Source organism: Nocardia puris (assembly GCF_036051655.1).
Taxonomy (GTDB): domain Bacteria; phylum Actinomycetota; class Actinomycetes; order Mycobacteriales; family Mycobacteriaceae; genus Nocardia; species Nocardia puris.
Window position 1 is genome coordinate 7,482,556 of sequence record NZ_CP107943.1, and the last position, 15,777, is coordinate 7,498,332.

A 15,777-nucleotide genomic window follows, 5' to 3' on the forward strand; every position below is an offset into this window, starting at 1 on the left:
GGCGGCTCAGCTGTCGCGGCGGCGCGTGCGCTGCACCTGGTCGAGTTCGCGCGCCACTTCCGACTGCGAGAGCGTGGCCCCGGTCTGCGCCGACAAGGTGAGCGGCATATCGGCGTCCACGTGATGCGCCGTGACGTGCAGGACGCCGTCGAACCCCATCTCGAACGTCACGCGCACCTCGCTGCCCGCCGGATACCCGGGTGGGATGCCGCGAATACGGCCCTCCACAAGGACTTTCGTGTCCTCGGGGCGCACCGACGCGGCTTGGCCCTGCTGCTCGACGATGGTCAGCTCGATCTGGTCCTGATCTTCGCGGACCGTGCCGAAGGAGCGGCGGACCCGCACCGGCAGCGTCTGGTTGCGGTGCACCAGCCACGCCGCGGCCAGGCCGTAGTGCGAATCGAGCGCGAGCACACCGAATCCGCGCGACACCACCGTGTCGACCTGGATCTCCAGCATGCGCCGCACCAGGCTCACCGGCTGGCCGAACGACGCGGCGACCCGCGACACCGACTGTTCGAGATCGGCCGGTGCCGCCTCGTTCAGCGTGGCGCCGTCGCGCAGCCGGCCGCGGGTGACGAGGTCGGCGACGATGAGCCGCTCCATCTCCAGCTTCTCGCCGTAGAGCGCGGCACCGCGCGCCACCGACAGATCCGGGTCGCGCAGTTCGCCGACGAGGCCCAGTTCGTTCTTCAGCTCACGCGCCACCATCGGCATCCGCGAGGAGCCGCCGACGAGCAGCAGCCGATCGACGTGCGTGATGCCTCGTTTCGCGGCGGCCTCGAGGCAGTCGCGGGTGAGGTCGATGGTGCGGCGCAGGAGCGAGGCCGTCATGGACTCGAGCTGGTCGCGGGTGAGGGTGACGACCGCGCGGACGCCGTCGTGCGCGACGACCACCTCGGTGCTGTCGGCCTCACTGAGTTCACGTTTGGCGCGCTCGGCGGCCAGCACCAGCATCTGCGAACCGGCCGAATCGTCGAGCGGGTCCTCGGCGTCGGGGTTGGCGGCGCAGAACTGCTGCGACAGATACAGGGCGATGCGCTCGTCCCAGTCGGCGCCGCCGAGCTGGTGGTCGCCCTCCACGGCGAGCACCGAGATCCGGCGGTCGGCCAGTTCGATGACGGTGGCGTCGAAGGTGCCGCCGCCGAGGTCGTAGACGAGCACGGTCTCGCGGGCGCCGCCCTTGCCGACGTCGACGCTGCCGTCGAGCCTGCCGAAACCGTAGGAGAAGGCGGCGGCGATCGGCTCGGACAGCACGCCCGCGACGTCGAGGCCCGCGTAGGTGCCGGCCTGGATGGTGGCGCGGCGCTCCTCGTCTCCGAAGTAGGCGGGGACCGTGATCACGGCGCGGCGCACCGGCTCACCGCCGCCGAACTCCGCATCGGCGGCCAGGCTCTTGAGGATGAGCGCCGAGACGGCCGGGGCCGACCAGGTCTCCCCGTGCGCGGCGAACCGCCACTGCGCGTCACCCATCCGGCGTTTGACCAGCGAGCACACGTGCTCGGGGTCCAGCCGGGCCTGGCGGCGCGCGCCCTCACCCACCAGGTGATCGAACGCGGACGCGAACAGCACGACGGACGGAACCGTCGATTCACCGCTCATGCCGATGAGTACTTCTGGCCTGCCGTCGGCGTCGATTCGCGCGATCGCCGAATTGGTAGTGCCCAGGTCGATGCCGTAGACCCCCATGGGACGCGATGGTAGCAGTCCCCTCCGACACCGGCCCGTGACGGGCGAATCCGGCTGACGCGCAACCCGATCGGCGCGGCTACAGTGCGCCTATGACCGATCCCGTCGAGCAGACCCTCGCCCAACTCGCCGAACGCGTCGAGGACCTGACCCGCGTGGTCACCCGCCAAGCCGCCACCCTCGACCGCCTGGCCGACGAGGCGAAGGAGCGCGACCGCCGCGACCGCGCGGGGGCGGACCTGCCCTTGGTTGTGGAGCTCTTCGCCCTCCACGGCGACACTTCGGCCTGCGCCGCCACCGCCGAATCCGAGCGCGAACGCGCCGCCTTCGACGCCGTGACCACCCGCATCGAGCGCCTCCTCACCGGCCGCGGCGCCACCCTCCTCACCCCGGGCCCCGGAACAGCGTTCGACTCGCTGACCATGGAAGCCACAGACGTGGTGTCGACCACCGACCCATCCGAAGACCGCACCGTCGACGCGCTCATCGCCCCGGGCCTCACCGTCGGCACCCGCTCCCTCCGCCCCGCGAGCGTGGTGGTGCGCCAACTCGCCAAATCCGAGTCGGACTGACTGCGTACCGTCCCGACACGCCGCCACGAGCGTGAGGAGCACCGGGTCGTGGTGTCAGGCATCGCCGTTCACTCCGGACCATCCCCACGTGCGTGGGGAGCACCCCTGGATCACTCCGTGCGCGCCGGTCGCCAGGGGACCATCCCCACGTGCGTGGGGAGCACGGTCCGCGGCGCGTCATCGTCACCAATGAGGGCGGACCATCCCCACGTGCGTGGGGAGCACTGGCCGCGCGCCCGCCGAGAGATGGCGCACCACGGACCATCCCCACGTGCGTGGGGAGCACTGCAGCGGACGGTGGGTTCGGGGATCTCAGGCAGGACCATCCCCACGTGCGTGGGGAGCACCCGACACCGCCTCCTCCGCCGATTCCTGCGGAGGGACCATCCCCACGTGCGTGGGGAGCACTGGAGAGGGGTTCGGCGGCGCGGCGGAGCGTTCGGACCATCCCCACGTGCGTGGGGAGCACAACGACCAGCTTACTCGCGTGTCACGTGATGACGGACCATCCCCACGTGCGTGGGGAGCACGTCGAGGCTGCCGACCGTGGTGAGGCCGAACGCGGACCATCCCCACGTGCGTGGGGAGCACGGTCATTCTCGTCGGTCATCGTGCGACTGTTCCGGACCATCCCCACGTGCGTGGGGAGCACAGAGATACCCAAACCTGGGCGGAACCCGCCAAAGGACCATCCCCACGTGCGTGGGGAGCACACTTCCTGACCAGGCACTCTACCGGTGGGTAACCCATTTTTCGACCACTACTCCGATCCGGGCTTCCGGGAGGGCGCGTCGGGGCGGTTCGTGAATTGTGCCGAGTTGGCGAAGTCTCGATGGGGTCGACTCTCGCACTCAGCGGATTCGTTCGTAGGAGTTCTCCGGTCGCTCGATCAAGCGAAAGTCGTGGACTGTCAGGGTCGGGGTCAGGTCTGGGTCGGTGGGGGCGCTGTTGGGGACTACCGTTCCGCGGACTTCGATCCAGGTGTCTTCGGGGAGGGGTTGGGGGAGGGCGGTGAGGTGGAGGCGGACGTAGCGGGCGTCGGCTACGCAGCAGCTGATGGCGACGCGGGCGAGGTCGAGGCCGTCGCCGTGTTCGGCGCGCAGGATGAAGCCGGAGAGGGTGATTTCGCGGCCGTCGAGGGAGTGGGTGGAGTCGAGGTTGGCGCGGTTCATCACCTCGATCAGGGTGAGGGTGGGGGCGGGTTCGGCTGGGAGGGGCGGGAATTCGCGCATTTCGGGGATCTCGGACACAGCTGCCGGGCGCGCCGAGCCGCCCGTCGGAGCTCCGTTCGCGCCCAGTGCGGGCGGTGTGAAGACCAGTAGGGCGATGACGGGGGCGAGAAGTAGCCATTGGACGCGCCCGTGTTCGTGGGAGTGGTCGGGTGATGTACCGGCGCCCTCGGCGGAGGCCGCTGCGTTGTCGGCTCCGTGAGCCGAGGCCGCCGCCGCGCCGCCCCTGTGGGTGGACGCTGCGGCACCGACCCGGTGGGCGGAAGCCGGAGCCTCGCCGACCCTGTGAGCAGAGGCCGCCGCCGCGCCGATCCCACGGGCAGAGGTCACTGCCGCACCGACTCCGTGAGCAGAGGCCGCTTCCGCACCAGCCTTGCGGGTGGAGGCCGCCGCGGTGCTGGCCCCGCGGCCAGAGGCCGCGTCCATACCGACTCCGTGAGTAGAGGCCGCCACGCCAGCCCCGGAAGCGGAGGCCGCTCCTGTACCGACCGCGCGATCGGAGGCCGCCGTGTCAGCCCCGTCCGCCGAGCCGACTCCCGTACCAACCGCGCGATCGGAGGCCGCCGCATCAGCCTCGTACACCGAGGCGGCTCCCATACCAACCGCGCCGGCGGCGGTCGCGGAGTCTGCTCCGGCATCGGCCTCGTGGCCGGAAGCCGCTGCGGTAACACCCCGTCGGGCTGAGAACCCCACGGGTCCGTGCCGATGCACGAGAATCCCTGCCGGTCCGACCGCCGGCCCGATATCCGGTTCGTGCCAGGCGGATTCGTGAACCGGCGAACCCCCCAGCACCAGAGATCCATGGTGGTGTCCGCCCCCGAACCCCCTACGCCGAGAACGTTCGTCGACGATGTCGCGCACGATCGCATACACAGCGAGCCCGACGATCACCACCCCACTCACCAGCAGAAACGGATACAACCCTTCCTTCACATACCGCAGATACGTCCCATCCAGCGTGGTCCGCAGAACCGCCACGCCCACGATCAACAGCAGCAAATTCTGCGTCTCGCGCCTCATCGCGCACCGCCGAGCGTCACGTACCCGACCACCGTCGCGCACACAACGGCCACCACGAAGGTCACCGGTGCGAAACGCAGCGCGAACGCGCGCCCGAAAGTCCCTGCCTGCATCGCGAACAGTTTCACGTCGACAGCGGGACCGACGACCAGGAACACCAGGCGCGGCAGCAGCGGCAGCGACGACATGCTCGCGGCGACGAACGCGTCGGCCTCCGAGCACAGCGCCAGCACCACGGCCAGGATCGCGAGCACCAGGATCGCCAGCAGCATCTGCGTGGCCAGCTGCTCGTACCAGTGCGGCGGCACGATCACGTGCAGGGCGGCGGCGATCGCGGCGCCCAGCACCAGGAACGCTCCGGCTTGCAGGAGGTCGTGACGCGCGGCCTCCACGAACACCGCCGCGCGGGTGCGCCCGCTGACGCAGTGGTCGGCACCGCCGCGCGGCAGCATCCACGATGGACTCCCGAACCGCGACCACAGCAACCCCATCACCACCGCCGTGGCCAGCGACGCGACGAACCGCCCCGCCACCATCCCCGGCTCACCGGGAAACGCGACGGCGGTCGACACCAGAACCACCGGATTCACGGCGGGAGCCGACAGCAGAAACGCCAAAGCGACGGAACTCGGCGCCCCCTGATCGATCAACCGTCGCGCCACCGGCACCACACCGCACTCACACCCCGGCAGCGCGACCCCCGCCAATCCCCCGACACCGATGGCCGCCTTCTCATTGCGCGGCAACACCTTCCGCAACAGGTTCGGCGATATGAACGCGGCGATCACTCCGCTCACCACCACACCGAGCACCAGGAACGGGACAGCCTGCACGAATACGCCGACGAACATCGTCATGGCGGTCTGCAATCGCGCGCTCGAGTCGACCGCCGACATCAACCACGCCTGCGTCAGCACGCCCACGGCCAACAGGCCGATCAGGACATACGTGGAGGACACCTTGGTCCGCAGACCCCGCCCCGGTAGCTGCTCGAGCATGCCCACATCTTGCCAGGAATGAAAGTCGTTATCGAACGACGCGGCCGATCACGCCCGCCCGGCGGGCACCTCCGCGCCCACGCGCGCCCAGGCTCCCGACCGCGCCCGCCACACCACCGCGGCCAACCGCAGCAGCATGAACGCCGCCAACCCGGTCCAGATGCCGGCCAGTCCCCAGTCGAACGCCAGCGACAGCCAGATCGCGGGCAGAAACCCGAGCAGGGCGGAGGCGAGCGTCGTGGTGCGCAGGTAGGCGGCGTCGCCCGCGCCGAGCAGCACACCGTCGAGCGCGAACACCACACCCGCGACCGGGATCAGCGCGACGAAGAACCACCACGCCACACCGGCGCGCTCGAGCACGTCGGGGTCGTCGGTGAACAGGCGCGGGATCACGGCGTAGCCGGCGGCGAAGACCAGCGCCAGCCCCACCGCGAACACTTCCGACCACGCGGTGACGCGCCGGGCCAGCCGCCGCGCTCCCCCGGCGTTCCCGGCGCCGAGTGCCGCGCCGACCAAGGTCTGCGCCGCGATGGCGAGCGAATCCAGTGTGAGCGCGAGGAAATTCCACAGGTGCAGCACCACTTGGTGCGCCGCCACCGACGCCGCCCCGAAACGCGAGGCCACCGCCGCCGCCGACACGAAACAGGCTTGGAACGCCAGACTGCGCACGATCAGGTCGCGGCCGAGCACCAGCTGGGCGCGCATCACCGACCAGTGCGGCGCGAGCGGAACACCCGCGCGCAGCAGCGGACTCAGGAACAGCGCGGCCGTCACCGTCTGCCCGATCACGTTGGCGACCGCCGACCCGACCAGCCCGAGATCCGGCGCACCGAACAGCCCGTGCACCAGCAGCGGGCACAGCACCGCCGAAAGGCCCAGCCCGGCAACGACATACAACAGCGGACGGCGCACCTGCTGCACTCCGCGCAACCACCCGTTGCCCGCCATGGCGACGAGGATGAGCGGCACACCGAACAGCGCGATCCGCACCCAGTCCAGCGCCTCGGCCGCGATATCGCCCCCACCCGCGATTGCCGCGGTGACCGGCCCGGCCACGATCTGCATGACGATCAGAATCCCCGTGCCCATCAGCAACGCCAGCCACGTGGCCTGCACGCCTTCGGTCACCGCGCCCCGCTCGTCACCGGCGCCGTGCCGCCGCGCCGACCGCGCCGTGGTGCCGTAGGACAGAAACGTGAGCTGCGTGCTCACCACCGAGAGGATCAGTCCGCCGACCGCCAACCCGGCCAGCGCGAGCGCCCCCAGCCTGCCGACCACGGCGAGATCGAACAGCAGATACAGCGGTTCGGCGACGAGCACGCCGAGCGTGGGCAGCGCCAGCGCCAGCATCCGTTTCGGCCCGGCGTCGGACGGATCGGCTGCGGCCGCGCTGCCTTTCTCGATCTCATTGCTGCTCAACGATTCTCACCATCCGAGTAGAAAGCCCGCTGATAGGTCCCCGCGTCCGCGCCGCGTCGGTCGCCGCACTCCGCGGCGTACCGCCCGCACCGCCGTAATGCCGCATTCCTCGGCTGACCCGACCAGCACAGTGCGACTCGCGACGGCTGCGGCAAACCCGGTCGCGCCCGGTGCCACTGAGACATTCCGTCCGGCACAGCGGCGGCCGGGATGTGCCGCCACGTCACGCGATCCACCCGCGGCGTGCCAGGCCGTGCGCCGCGTCCATCGGCGACCCGACGTCCAGGAACACGCGGGGCAGGGTGCGGCAGATCACCTCGAACACGCTGTGCGAGTCGCGCTCGCCGGCACCGGATACCGGTCGACCTGTCGCTTCTCCGATCGGGCACCTCCGCGGCGGATCGATCGTGCTCCGGAACCGACGTGGGCGGACCGGCATCACATCCGTCGGCACCATCACTACCCCAGCGCCACGAGCAGCGCCCGGACCACATCCTCCGGCCCACCGTGGGTCGTGTACCCCGCCGCGTACCGGTGCCCACCCCCGCCGAGCGCCGTCGCGATCTCCGCGACGTCCACGCCGTCGCGCGCGCCCGGTCCGGTGTCGCGGGAGCGCAACGAAACCGTCCAGCGGCCGTCCACGGTGCGAGATTCCTTGAACACGGCGGCGATTCCCGCCTCGGCGGTGGTGCGCACGATGTCGATGACGCTCTCGATCTCCTCCGGGCCCACGCCCGTCACGTCGTCGCGGCGCACGAACGCGTAGGCGAGGCCGGTGCCGCCGCGCGCGCCGGGCTCCAGCCGCGCCGAACCGAGCACGCGGGAAAGCATGGGCAGCCAGTCGAACGGGTGCGTGTCGAGCAAGGCGCGCGCGATCTCGGCGCCATCGATGCCGGTGGCGAGCAGCCGTTCGGCGAGCTGATGCGTGCCGGGACGCACCCAGCGGAACGATCCCGTGTCGGTGACGAGTCCGGCGTAAAGACAGTGCGCCACTTCGGCATCGATCGGTTCGCCCCACGCGTCGAGCAGCCGCGCGATCACGCTGGTGGTGGACTCCGCGCTGGGATCCACCAGGTTCAGCTGCCCGAAACGGGTGTTCGACCGATGGTGGTCGACCACCAGCGTGGTGCGCGCGCCGTCCAACCGGTCGGCGAGCGCGCCGAGCCGATTCGCGCTGCCGCAGTCCACCGCCACCACCAGATCCACGGCGCGCGGTACCTCGTCGGGCGGCACCAGATGCGTGACCCCGGGCAGCGTCCGCATGGACGCGGGCAGCTCGGCGGGCTCGGCGAACGACACCCACACCGGCACGCCCCGGCGATGCAGCACCAGCGCCAGCGCGAGCCCGCTGCCGATGGTGTCGGCGTCGGGCTGCACGTGGCACAGCACGGTGACCGATCGCGCACCGGTCAGCGCCTCGACGGCGGCGTCGAGGCCGGGATCACCGTTCGTCATCCGCGCCGCGCGCTACTCGTCGTCGTCGCGGTCGGTCTTGTACGGGTCGGCGTCGCCCGCAGGGGTGGCGTTGGCCGCCACCCTGGCCACCTCGTCGTCGGCCGCCTTGGCGCGCGCCAGCAGTTCCTCCATCTCGCGCGCGGCATCGGGCACCTTGTCCAGGACGAACGCCAGCGTGGGGGTGAACTTCACGCCCGTGCCCGCGCCGACCTTGGAACGCAGCACGCCCTTGGCCTTCTCCAGCCCCATCGCCGCCGCCTCGTAATCCGGTTCGGCGTCGATGGTTTCGCCCATCACCGTGTAGTACACCGTGGCCTCGCGGAGATCACCGGTGACCTTCGCGTCGGTGATCGTCACGAAACGCAGCCGCGGATCCTTCACCTCGTATTCGATCGCGGTCGCCACGATCGAGGAAATCCGCTTCGCGAGTCGGCGCGCCCTGGCTTGATCCACCATGGCCTGTTCCTCCTCACTTCGATGAGACGGCGGCGGAGGGCCCGCGTGCCGTCAGGTCAGTCTTCCGGTCCGAAGATGCGGCGGCGTACTGCCAGCAACTCTAACTCCGGACGGGCCGCCACGTGGCGTTCACATTTGTCCAGCACGGCCGTCAGGTGGTCCATGCCGGAGCTGACCATGGCCACCCCCAGCAACGTCCGCCGGTACCGGTCGTGTTCCCCCGCCTCGGCCACGCTCACCCCGAATTTCTGGAGCTCGGCCAGCACCGGACGGATCACCGACCGCTTCTCCTTCAGCGAGTGCACATCGCCGAGCAGGATGTCGAACTCCAGCGCCCCCAGGTACACGCACACCTCTTCTTGTGTTGGTCGGACCGAGGCGAACGCCGCACCCCGCGTGGCCACCCCTAGCGGGGCGACCGCACGCCGGTGCGGCGTTCGGAACTCGGATCGGCCTCAGTCGCGCGGCTTTTCGCGCAGCTCGTAGGCCTCGATGATGTCGCCTTCCTTGATATCGGAGTAGGTCAGCGTCAGACCGCATTCGAAGCCCTCGCGGACCTCGGTGACGTCGTCCTTCTCCCGGCGCAGCGACGCGATGGTGGTGGTCTCCGCGACCACCACGTTGTCGCGCAGCAGGCGCGCCTTCGCGTTGCGCTTGACCACACCCGAGGTGACCATGCAGCCGGCGATATTGCCGATCTTCGAGGAACGGAAGATCGCGCGGATCTCGGCGCGGCCCAGCTCGACCTCTTCGTAGATCGGCTTGAGCAGGCCCTTGAGCGCCTTCTCGATCTCGTCGATGGCCTGGTAGATCACCGAGTAGTACCGGATGTCCACGCCTTCGCGGTTGGCCAGCTCGGTCGCCTTGCCCTCGGCGCGCACGTTGAACCCGATGATGATCGCGTTCGACGCCGAGGCCAGGTTGACGTTGGTCTCGGTGACGCCACCGACACCGCGGTCGATGACCCGCAGGCGCACCTCGTCGCCGACCTCGATGCCCATGAGAGCTTCCTCGAGGGCCTCGACCGTACCGGAGTTGTCGCCCTTGAGGATCAGGTTCAGCTCCGAGGTCTCCTTCAGAGCGGCATCCAGATCTTCCAGGCTGATCCGCTTGCGGCTGCGCGCGGCCAGGGCGTTGCGCTTGCGGGCGTTGCGGCGGTCGGCGATCTGCCGCGCGATGCGGTCCTCGTCCACCACCAGCAGGTTGTCACCCGCGCCCGGCACCGAGGTGAAGCCGACGACCTGGACGGGCCGCGACGGCAGGGCCGCCTCGACGTCGTCGCCGTGCTCGTCGATCATCCGGCGCACGCGGCCGTAGGCGTCGCCCGCGACGATGGAATCGCCGACACGCAGCGTGCCGCGCTGGATGAGCACCGTCGCCACCGGGCCGCGACCGCGGTCCAGGTGCGCTTCGATGGCCACGCCCTGGGCGTCCATATCGGGGTTGGCGCGCAGGTCCAGCGCCGCGTCCGCGGTGAGCAGGACCGCTTCCAGCAGGGCGTCGATATTGGTGCCCTGCTTGGCGGAGATGTCGACGAACATGGTGTCGCCGCCGTACTCCTCGGCCACCAGGTTGTACTCGGTCAGCTGCTGCCGGATCTTCTCCGGGTTCGCGCCTTCCTTGTCGATCTTGTTGACCGCCACCACGATCGGCACGTCGGCCGCCTGCGCGTGGTTGATCGCCTCCACCGTCTGCGGCATGACGCCGTCGTCGGCGGCGACCACCAGGATCGCGATGTCGGTGGCCTTCGCACCGCGGGCACGCATGGCGGTGAACGCCTCGTGACCCGGGGTGTCGATGAAGGTGATGAGCCGGTCTTCCTCGCCCAGATGCGTCATGACCTGGTAGGCGCCGATGTGCTGGGTGATGCCGCCCGCCTCGCCCTCGCGGACGTTGGCCTTGCGGATGGTGTCCAGCAGTCGGGTCTTGCCGTGGTCGACGTGACCCATGACGGTGACCACCGGCGGACGCTGCACGAGATCGTCCTCGCCGCCCGCGTCCTCGCCGTAGGTGAGGTCGAAGGATTCGAGCAGCTCGCGGTCCTCGTCCTCGGGGCTGACGACGTGCACGACGTAGTTCATCTCGCTGCCGAGCAGCTCGAGGGTCTCGTCGTTCACCGACTGGGTCGCGGTGACCATCTCGCCGAGGTTGAACAGCGCCTGCACCAGCGAGGCCGGGTTGGCGTCGATCTTCTCCGCGAAGTCCGACAGCGACGCGCCGCGGGCGAGCCGGATGATCTCGCCGTTGCCGCGCGGCAGCCGCACGCCGCCGACGGCGGGCGCCTGCATCGAGTCGTATTCCTGGCGCTTCTGGCGCTTGGACTTGCGTCCGCGACGCGGGGCGCCACCGGGACGGCCGAACGCGCCCGCGGCACCGCCGCGACCGCCGGGACCACCCGGGCGACCGCCGCCGCCACCGCCGGGACGACCGCGGAAGCCGCCGCCACCGGCCGCGGGAGCACCCGCACCGGCACCGGGCGCACCGCCGCCGCCACCGCGGTAGCCGCCACCGCCGCCACCGGGACGACCCGCGCCGGGCGCACCGCCCGGACGGCCGGGACGACCACCCGCACTCGGACCCGGACGGGCCGAACGAGCGGGCATGGCACCGGGATTCGGCCGCGGCGGCATCGAGCCGGGGCTGGGACGCGGACCGCCGGGACGGGCGCCGCCACCCTGCGCGGCCGCCGGGCGGGGACCGCCCTGACCGGCGCCGGGACGCGGGCCACCCTGGCCGGGGCCGGGACGCGGACCGCCCTGCGCGGGACCCGGACGCGGACCGCCGGGGGCGGGACGCGGGGCCGGGCGCTCACGCTCGGGAGCGGGCGCGGTGGAGTAGGGATTGTTGCCGACGCGCGGGGTCTTCGGACCGGGCTTGGGACCCGGGCGCGGACCACCCTGCGGACCGGCGGGACGCTGCTGCTGACCGGGACGCGGAGCGCCCGGGGCGGGCCGCTGACCGGTGGGACTCGGGGCCGCCTTGGCCGCGGGCGGCTGCGCCGGAGCCGCGGGAGCGGACTCACGGGCGGGCGCCGCCGGACCCGGCTTCGCGGACGGACCGGGGCGGGCGTCGGAAGGACGCGCCGTGGGAGCGGGTGCCGACGAGGCCGCGGGAGCGGCGGGGGTGCGCGGTCCGGGACGCGGACCACCGGGAGCCGGCTTCGCGGCCGGGCGGGCCGCCGTCGCGGGGCCCGGACGGGCCGCGGACTTGGTTCCGTTCGCGGGCGCCGACTTCGCCGCGAAGGATTCGCGCAGGCGGCGGGCGACGGGTGCTTCCACCGTCGAGGACGCCGACTTCACGAACTCGCCTTGCTCCTTGAGCGTTGCGAGTAGTTCTTTGCTCGTGACACCGAGTTCTTTGGCCAACTCGTGCACGCGGGCCTTGCCTGCCACTGCTCTCCTCACTGAGAGGTCGAGCAGCGCCACCGTTTCAGGGGACGGCGGCCCGCACGACCTCGGGTTATCTCCGATGGACGTTCATCGTTGGTACTTCACGGTGTGCTCATGAGTGCTCGTGCCTGTTCTCGAGGTACTGCTCCAGGGCTGAGATATCCAGTGTTCCGGACACTCGTAGTGCTCTGCCGATCGCTCGGCGCCGAACTGCCGTGCTCAGACAAGCCGAAAGGGGGTGCAACCAGGCACCCCTCCCGGGAAGTCTGCGCCGCGGATCGGGAACGATCATGACGATACGGGATCCGTCTCCGGATTCCCGATCTTGTGCCACGATCCGCAACAGGTCGGCGGCCAACTCGCGCTTCCGGCATCCCACGCACGTCCGCACCGGGGCCGAGCGCCGCGAGGGTGCGCGGTGTTGCTCGGTGGTGCGATCGGGCGAAGAAGCCGAAGGCTCGTGCTGAACCTTGGACCACTCTACCGCTGCCGCGTGCGGCGCGCCGCACCCCTCCCCCACAGATGTTGCCGACTTGTCATCGCCGGGCGTGGATCCGGTGTGCGCGGTGGGGACTCGGGTCAACTGCGGTGCGCCTCCGTCCGCATGCCGCCGCCCACGTCAGGGGCCGCGTCGCTGCGGATATCGATGCGCCAACCGGTCAGGCGGGCGGCGAGGCGGGCGTTCTGGCCCTCCTTGCCGATCGCCAGCGAAAGCTGGAAATCGGGCACCACCACGCGGGCCGCGCGGGCGTCGGCGTCCACGATCGTGACCGACACCACTTTCGACGGCGACAGCGCGTTGCCGACGAAGGTGGCGGGATCCTCGGCGTAGTCGATGATGTCGATCTTCTCGCCGGCCAGCTCGCTCATCACGTTGCGCACGCGCTGGCCCATCGGGCCGATGCACGCGCCCTTGGCGTTCACGCCGGGCACGGTGGAGCGCACCGCGATCTTGGAGCGGTGCCCGGCCTCGCGCGCCACCGCGACGATCTCGACCGAACCGTCGGCGATCTCGGGCACCTCCAGCGCGAACAACCGGCGCACCAGATTCGGGTGCGTGCGCGAGAGCGTGATCTGCGGGCCGCGCGGGCCGCGCGAGACACCCACCACGTAGCACTTGATGCGGTCGCCGTGCTCGTAGGTCTCACCGGGCACCTGCTCGGCCGGCGGGATCAGGCCCTCGGTGCCGTGCAGTTCACTGCCGATGCGCACCACCACGGTGCCGCGGGCGTTGGCGCGCGCGTCGCGCTGCACGACGCCGCCGACGATATCGCCCTCGTGGGTGGAGAACTCGCCGAAGGACTTCTCGTTCTCGGCGTCGCGCAGCCGCTGCAACACCACCTGGCGGGCCGTGGTGGCCGCGATCCGGCCGAAACCCTCCGGCGTGTCATCCCATTCGGACACGACGTTGCCGTCGGCGTCGACCTCGCGGGCCATCACGCGGACCACACCGGTCTTCTGGTTGATGTCGATCCGCGCGTTGGGCTGGTGGCCCTCGGTGTGGCGGTAGGCGGTCAACAGCGCCGACTCGATCGCGGATATCACCGTCTCGATCGAGATCCCCTTGTCGGCGACGATCGCGCGCAGGGCTTCGATTTCGATGTTCATTCCACGATCCCTTCGGTCGAACCGGACGCTGCTACGGGTACTGCATCGGTGGGGTCCGGGACGTCGTCCTGTCCCGGTGCCGGGCGGCCGGGAGCGACCCCGCCCGCGAGCTCCAGTTCCCGCGCCCCCGGCGGGGTGAACTCGACCTGCACCACGGCTTCGGCGATATCGGCCAGCGGCACGGTCACGCGGTGCGGATTGCGTTTGCCGCCGAGCACCAGCGCGACGGCATCCTCGCCCAGGGCGCCGATCCGCGCCTCGAACCGCGACGAGCCGCCGGGTTCGGGAGGCTCGGCGTCCGGGCGCAGGGTTATTCGGGCCTTGCGGCCCTGGGCCCTGCGCCAATGTCTGGCGGCGGTGAGGGGGCGGTCGATGCCCGGGGTGGTGACCTCGAGCAGGTAGGGCGTCTCCCCGAAATCGCCCGCGTCGTCGAGCACCGCCGACAGGTCCGAACTGAGGGTGGCGACGGCGTCCAGATCGGCGGTACCGTCGCTGTCGACCGTCACGATGACCCTGGCCTGCCCGCCCGTCGTGATGTCGACGCCCTCGAGGTCGAATCCTCGGCGTTCGACGAGTCCAGCGACGAGCTGGCTCACCCGTTCCTCCGTCGGCATGGGCATGTGGGCGGCTCCTGGTTCAGTTGTGACGCGGTCGGAATTTTCTGTACCGAAGGTCTAGCGTAACGCGCCACGAGAGTGTATAGGACCAGCGGGCCTGGTCATCGCGCCGGACACGGCGGGTCGCGCGCGGGTGTCGCGGTGCCACTTCCGCCGTGTACGGCCGGGGCGGGGTGGTCGGGGGCGTCGGGGCGGTCTGGCACGATGGTGCGGTGCCCATCCGTCTACCCCACCCGCCGCGCGCGGGGTTTCGCTCCGGCAGTCGCGCCGACCGGCACACCTCCGGGGGCCGCGTCGTTATCGTCCGTGACGAGTTCGCCTGTGCGGCAGCCGAACCCACGCGCCACAGCGTGTTCGATCGTCGGACCGCGTTCCGGGTCGCGGGGGCCGGCGCCGTGGGCGCGCTGGCCGTGGGGGCGGTCGCCGGGTGTACCGACGACACGATTCACGATCCCGATCCCCTTGCCGCGCAAGAGATCACGGCCCGGGCCGACGCCGCGGCCGCCACGGCGGCGATCGCGCTGGCCCCGGAGCGGCACGCCGCGCTCACCGCGATCGCGGCCGAACGCACGGCGCACGCCGACGCGCTGCGCGACGAGGTGGCGCGGGTGATCGGCGTCTACGGCGACGGCACCACGCCGGTGCACCGCACCCGCGAACTCACGCCCGTCTCGGCCGCCGCGAGCCCGGGGGCCACCGGCGCCCCGGTCGCACCGGCCGGCGTGGACGAGTTGCGCGCGCGGCTGACGAGTTCGCGGGATTCGGCCGCGCAACTGGCCGCCACCCTGTCCGGTTACCGTTCGGGCCTGCTCGCGTCGATCAGCGCGGCCTGCGCGGCCCACGCGGAGGTGCTGCTCGCATGACCGACGCCGAGAACCGCGCCCTGCTGGACGCCCTGGCCGCCGAACACGCCGCCGTCTACGCCTACGGTGTGATCGCGGCCTGGGCCTCGCCCGAACGCACCCGCCTGGTGTCCGAGAGCACCGCCGCGCACCGTGCCCGCCGCGACGCCACCGTCGACGCCCTCGAGGCCGCCGGGGTCACCGCTCCCCCGCCCGACCCCGCCTACACGATGCCCTTCCCGATCGAAGGGTCCATCGACGCCGCCCGCCTCGCCGCCACCGTCGAGAACGACACGGCCATCGCCTGGCGCGCCGTCGCCGAGCAGGGCGGCACCGAGCAGACCCGCCGCACCGCCGTCGAGGCGCTCACCGAATCCGCGCTCCGCCTCGCCCGCTGGCGCGTGATCCTCGGCGAGCCGACGGCGGCGTTCCCCGGGAAGCCCTGAGAACGCACCCCGGAGCCGTCTCGGGCTACTGCGGAGC

The 15,777-nt window shown here is 71.2% G+C and carries 14 protein-coding genes and 1 CRISPR repeat array; of the genes, 3 read left to right on the forward strand and 11 right to left on the reverse strand.

What is annotated here, in order from left to right; translation table 11 throughout:
- Positions 1-6: 6 nt before the first annotated feature.
- The gene (locus OHB21_RS34765; protein WP_067512913.1) at positions 7-1,689 is read right to left on the reverse strand and encodes an Hsp70 family protein; all 1,683 of its coding nucleotides are present in this window, start codon (positions 1,687-1,689) and stop codon (positions 7-9) included.
- Positions 1,690-1,781: 92 nt separating this feature from the next.
- Here OHB21_RS34765 and grpE point away from each other — a divergent pair, with 92 nt between their 5' ends.
- On the forward strand, positions 1,782-2,261 hold the full coding sequence (gene grpE, locus OHB21_RS34770; protein WP_067512911.1) for a nucleotide exchange factor GrpE: 480 nt from the start codon (positions 1,782-1,784) through the stop codon (positions 2,259-2,261).
- Positions 2,262-2,336: 75 nt separating this feature from the next.
- A CRISPR array of direct repeats spans positions 2,337-2,974; the repeat unit is 28 nt; unit sequence GGACCATCCCCACGTGCGTGGGGAGCAC.
- Between the two features lie 138 nt (positions 2,975-3,112).
- Here grpE and OHB21_RS34775 read toward each other — a convergent pair.
- The 10 genes from OHB21_RS34775 to rimP all read right to left on the reverse strand — a co-directional run bounded on the left by OHB21_RS34775 (position 3,113) and on the right by rimP (position 14,455).
- Complete coding sequence (locus OHB21_RS34775; RefSeq protein ID WP_195125552.1) at positions 3,113-4,510, reverse strand: TIGR03943 family putative permease subunit; 1,398 nt, start codon at positions 4,508-4,510, stop codon at positions 3,113-3,115.
- Positions 4,507-5,508 (reverse strand): permease, encoded by a 1,002-nt coding sequence (locus OHB21_RS34780; protein WP_195125551.1) that lies wholly within the window; start codon positions 5,506-5,508, stop codon positions 4,507-4,509. Before OHB21_RS34780 ends, OHB21_RS34775 begins: the two co-directional genes overlap by 4 nt.
- Before the next feature lie 48 nt (positions 5,509-5,556).
- Positions 5,557-6,858, reverse strand: a complete 1,302-nt coding sequence (locus tag OHB21_RS34785; RefSeq protein WP_067512968.1) for an MATE family efflux transporter — start codon at positions 6,856-6,858, stop codon at positions 5,557-5,559.
- A 528-nt stretch (positions 6,859-7,386) separates the two neighbouring features.
- The gene (locus OHB21_RS34790) at positions 7,387-8,382 is read right to left on the reverse strand and encodes a DHH family phosphoesterase (RefSeq protein ID WP_067512905.1); all 996 of its coding nucleotides are present in this window, start codon (positions 8,380-8,382) and stop codon (positions 7,387-7,389) included.
- Positions 8,383-8,394: 12 nt separating this feature from the next.
- Entirely contained in the window at positions 8,395-8,838 is a 444-nt protein-coding gene (gene rbfA / locus OHB21_RS34795) for a 30S ribosome-binding factor RbfA (protein ID WP_067512903.1), read from the reverse strand.
- 56 nt (positions 8,839-8,894) lie between these two features.
- Complete coding sequence (locus tag OHB21_RS34800) at positions 8,895-9,185, reverse strand: DUF503 domain-containing protein (protein WP_067512966.1); 291 nt, start codon at positions 9,183-9,185, stop codon at positions 8,895-8,897.
- Positions 9,186-9,293: 108 nt separating this feature from the next.
- A complete protein-coding gene (infB, locus tag OHB21_RS34805) occupies positions 9,294-12,230 on the reverse strand; it encodes a translation initiation factor IF-2 (protein ID WP_113974927.1) in 2,937 nt (978 codons plus the stop codon).
- Between the two features lie 109 nt (positions 12,231-12,339).
- The gene (locus OHB21_RS34810) at positions 12,340-12,618 is read right to left on the reverse strand and encodes a YlxR family protein (protein WP_084538040.1); all 279 of its coding nucleotides are present in this window, start codon (positions 12,616-12,618) and stop codon (positions 12,340-12,342) included.
- A 188-nt stretch (positions 12,619-12,806) separates the two neighbouring features.
- Positions 12,807-13,835: a transcription termination factor NusA gene (gene nusA / locus OHB21_RS34815; protein ID WP_067512685.1), complete on the reverse strand. Its 1,029-nt coding sequence runs from the start codon at positions 13,833-13,835 to the stop codon at positions 12,807-12,809.
- Positions 13,832-14,455, reverse strand: a complete 624-nt coding sequence (gene rimP, locus OHB21_RS34820) for a ribosome maturation factor RimP (protein WP_067512687.1) — start codon at positions 14,453-14,455, stop codon at positions 13,832-13,834. Before rimP ends, nusA begins: the two co-directional genes overlap by 4 nt.
- A gap of 347 nt (positions 14,456-14,802) precedes the next feature.
- Here rimP and OHB21_RS34825 point away from each other — a divergent pair, with 347 nt between their 5' ends.
- A complete protein-coding gene (locus OHB21_RS34825) occupies positions 14,803-15,315 on the forward strand; it encodes a hypothetical protein (protein WP_067512691.1) in 513 nt (170 codons plus the stop codon).
- A complete protein-coding gene (locus OHB21_RS34830; protein WP_067512693.1) occupies positions 15,312-15,740 on the forward strand; it encodes a ferritin-like domain-containing protein in 429 nt (142 codons plus the stop codon). Before OHB21_RS34825 ends, OHB21_RS34830 begins: the two co-directional genes overlap by 4 nt.
- Positions 15,741-15,777 lie beyond the last annotated feature (37 nt).

What these genes read in the sequence shown, in the direction of transcription:
- OHB21_RS34765 (WP_067512913.1), bottom strand. Translation starts at nt 1,689, where the DNA reads ATGGGGGTCTACGGCATCGACCTGGGCACTACCAATTCGGCGATCGCG.
- grpE (WP_067512911.1), top strand. Translation starts at nt 1,782, where the DNA reads ATGACCGATCCCGTCGAGCAGACCCTCGCCCAACTCGCCGAACGCGTC.
- OHB21_RS34775 (WP_195125552.1), bottom strand. Translation starts at nt 4,510, where the DNA reads ATGAGGCGCGAGACGCAGAATTTGCTGCTGTTGATCGTGGGCGTGGCG.
- OHB21_RS34780 (WP_195125551.1), bottom strand. Translation starts at nt 5,508, where the DNA reads ATGCTCGAGCAGCTACCGGGGCGGGGTCTGCGGACCAAGGTGTCCTCC.
- OHB21_RS34785 (WP_067512968.1), bottom strand. Translation starts at nt 6,858, where the DNA reads ATGCTGGCGCTGGCGCTGCCCACGCTCGGCGTGCTCGTCGCCGAACCG.
- OHB21_RS34790 (WP_067512905.1), bottom strand. Translation starts at nt 8,382, where the DNA reads ATGACGAACGGTGATCCCGGCCTCGACGCCGCCGTCGAGGCGCTGACC.
- rbfA (WP_067512903.1), bottom strand. Translation starts at nt 8,838, where the DNA reads ATGGTGGATCAAGCCAGGGCGCGCCGACTCGCGAAGCGGATTTCCTCG.
- nusA (WP_067512685.1), bottom strand. Translation starts at nt 13,835, where the DNA reads ATGAACATCGAAATCGAAGCCCTGCGCGCGATCGTCGCCGACAAGGGG.
- rimP (WP_067512687.1), bottom strand. Translation starts at nt 14,455, where the DNA reads ATGCCCATGCCGACGGAGGAACGGGTGAGCCAGCTCGTCGCTGGACTC.
- OHB21_RS34830 (WP_067512693.1), top strand. Translation starts at nt 15,312, where the DNA reads ATGACCGACGCCGAGAACCGCGCCCTGCTGGACGCCCTGGCCGCCGAA.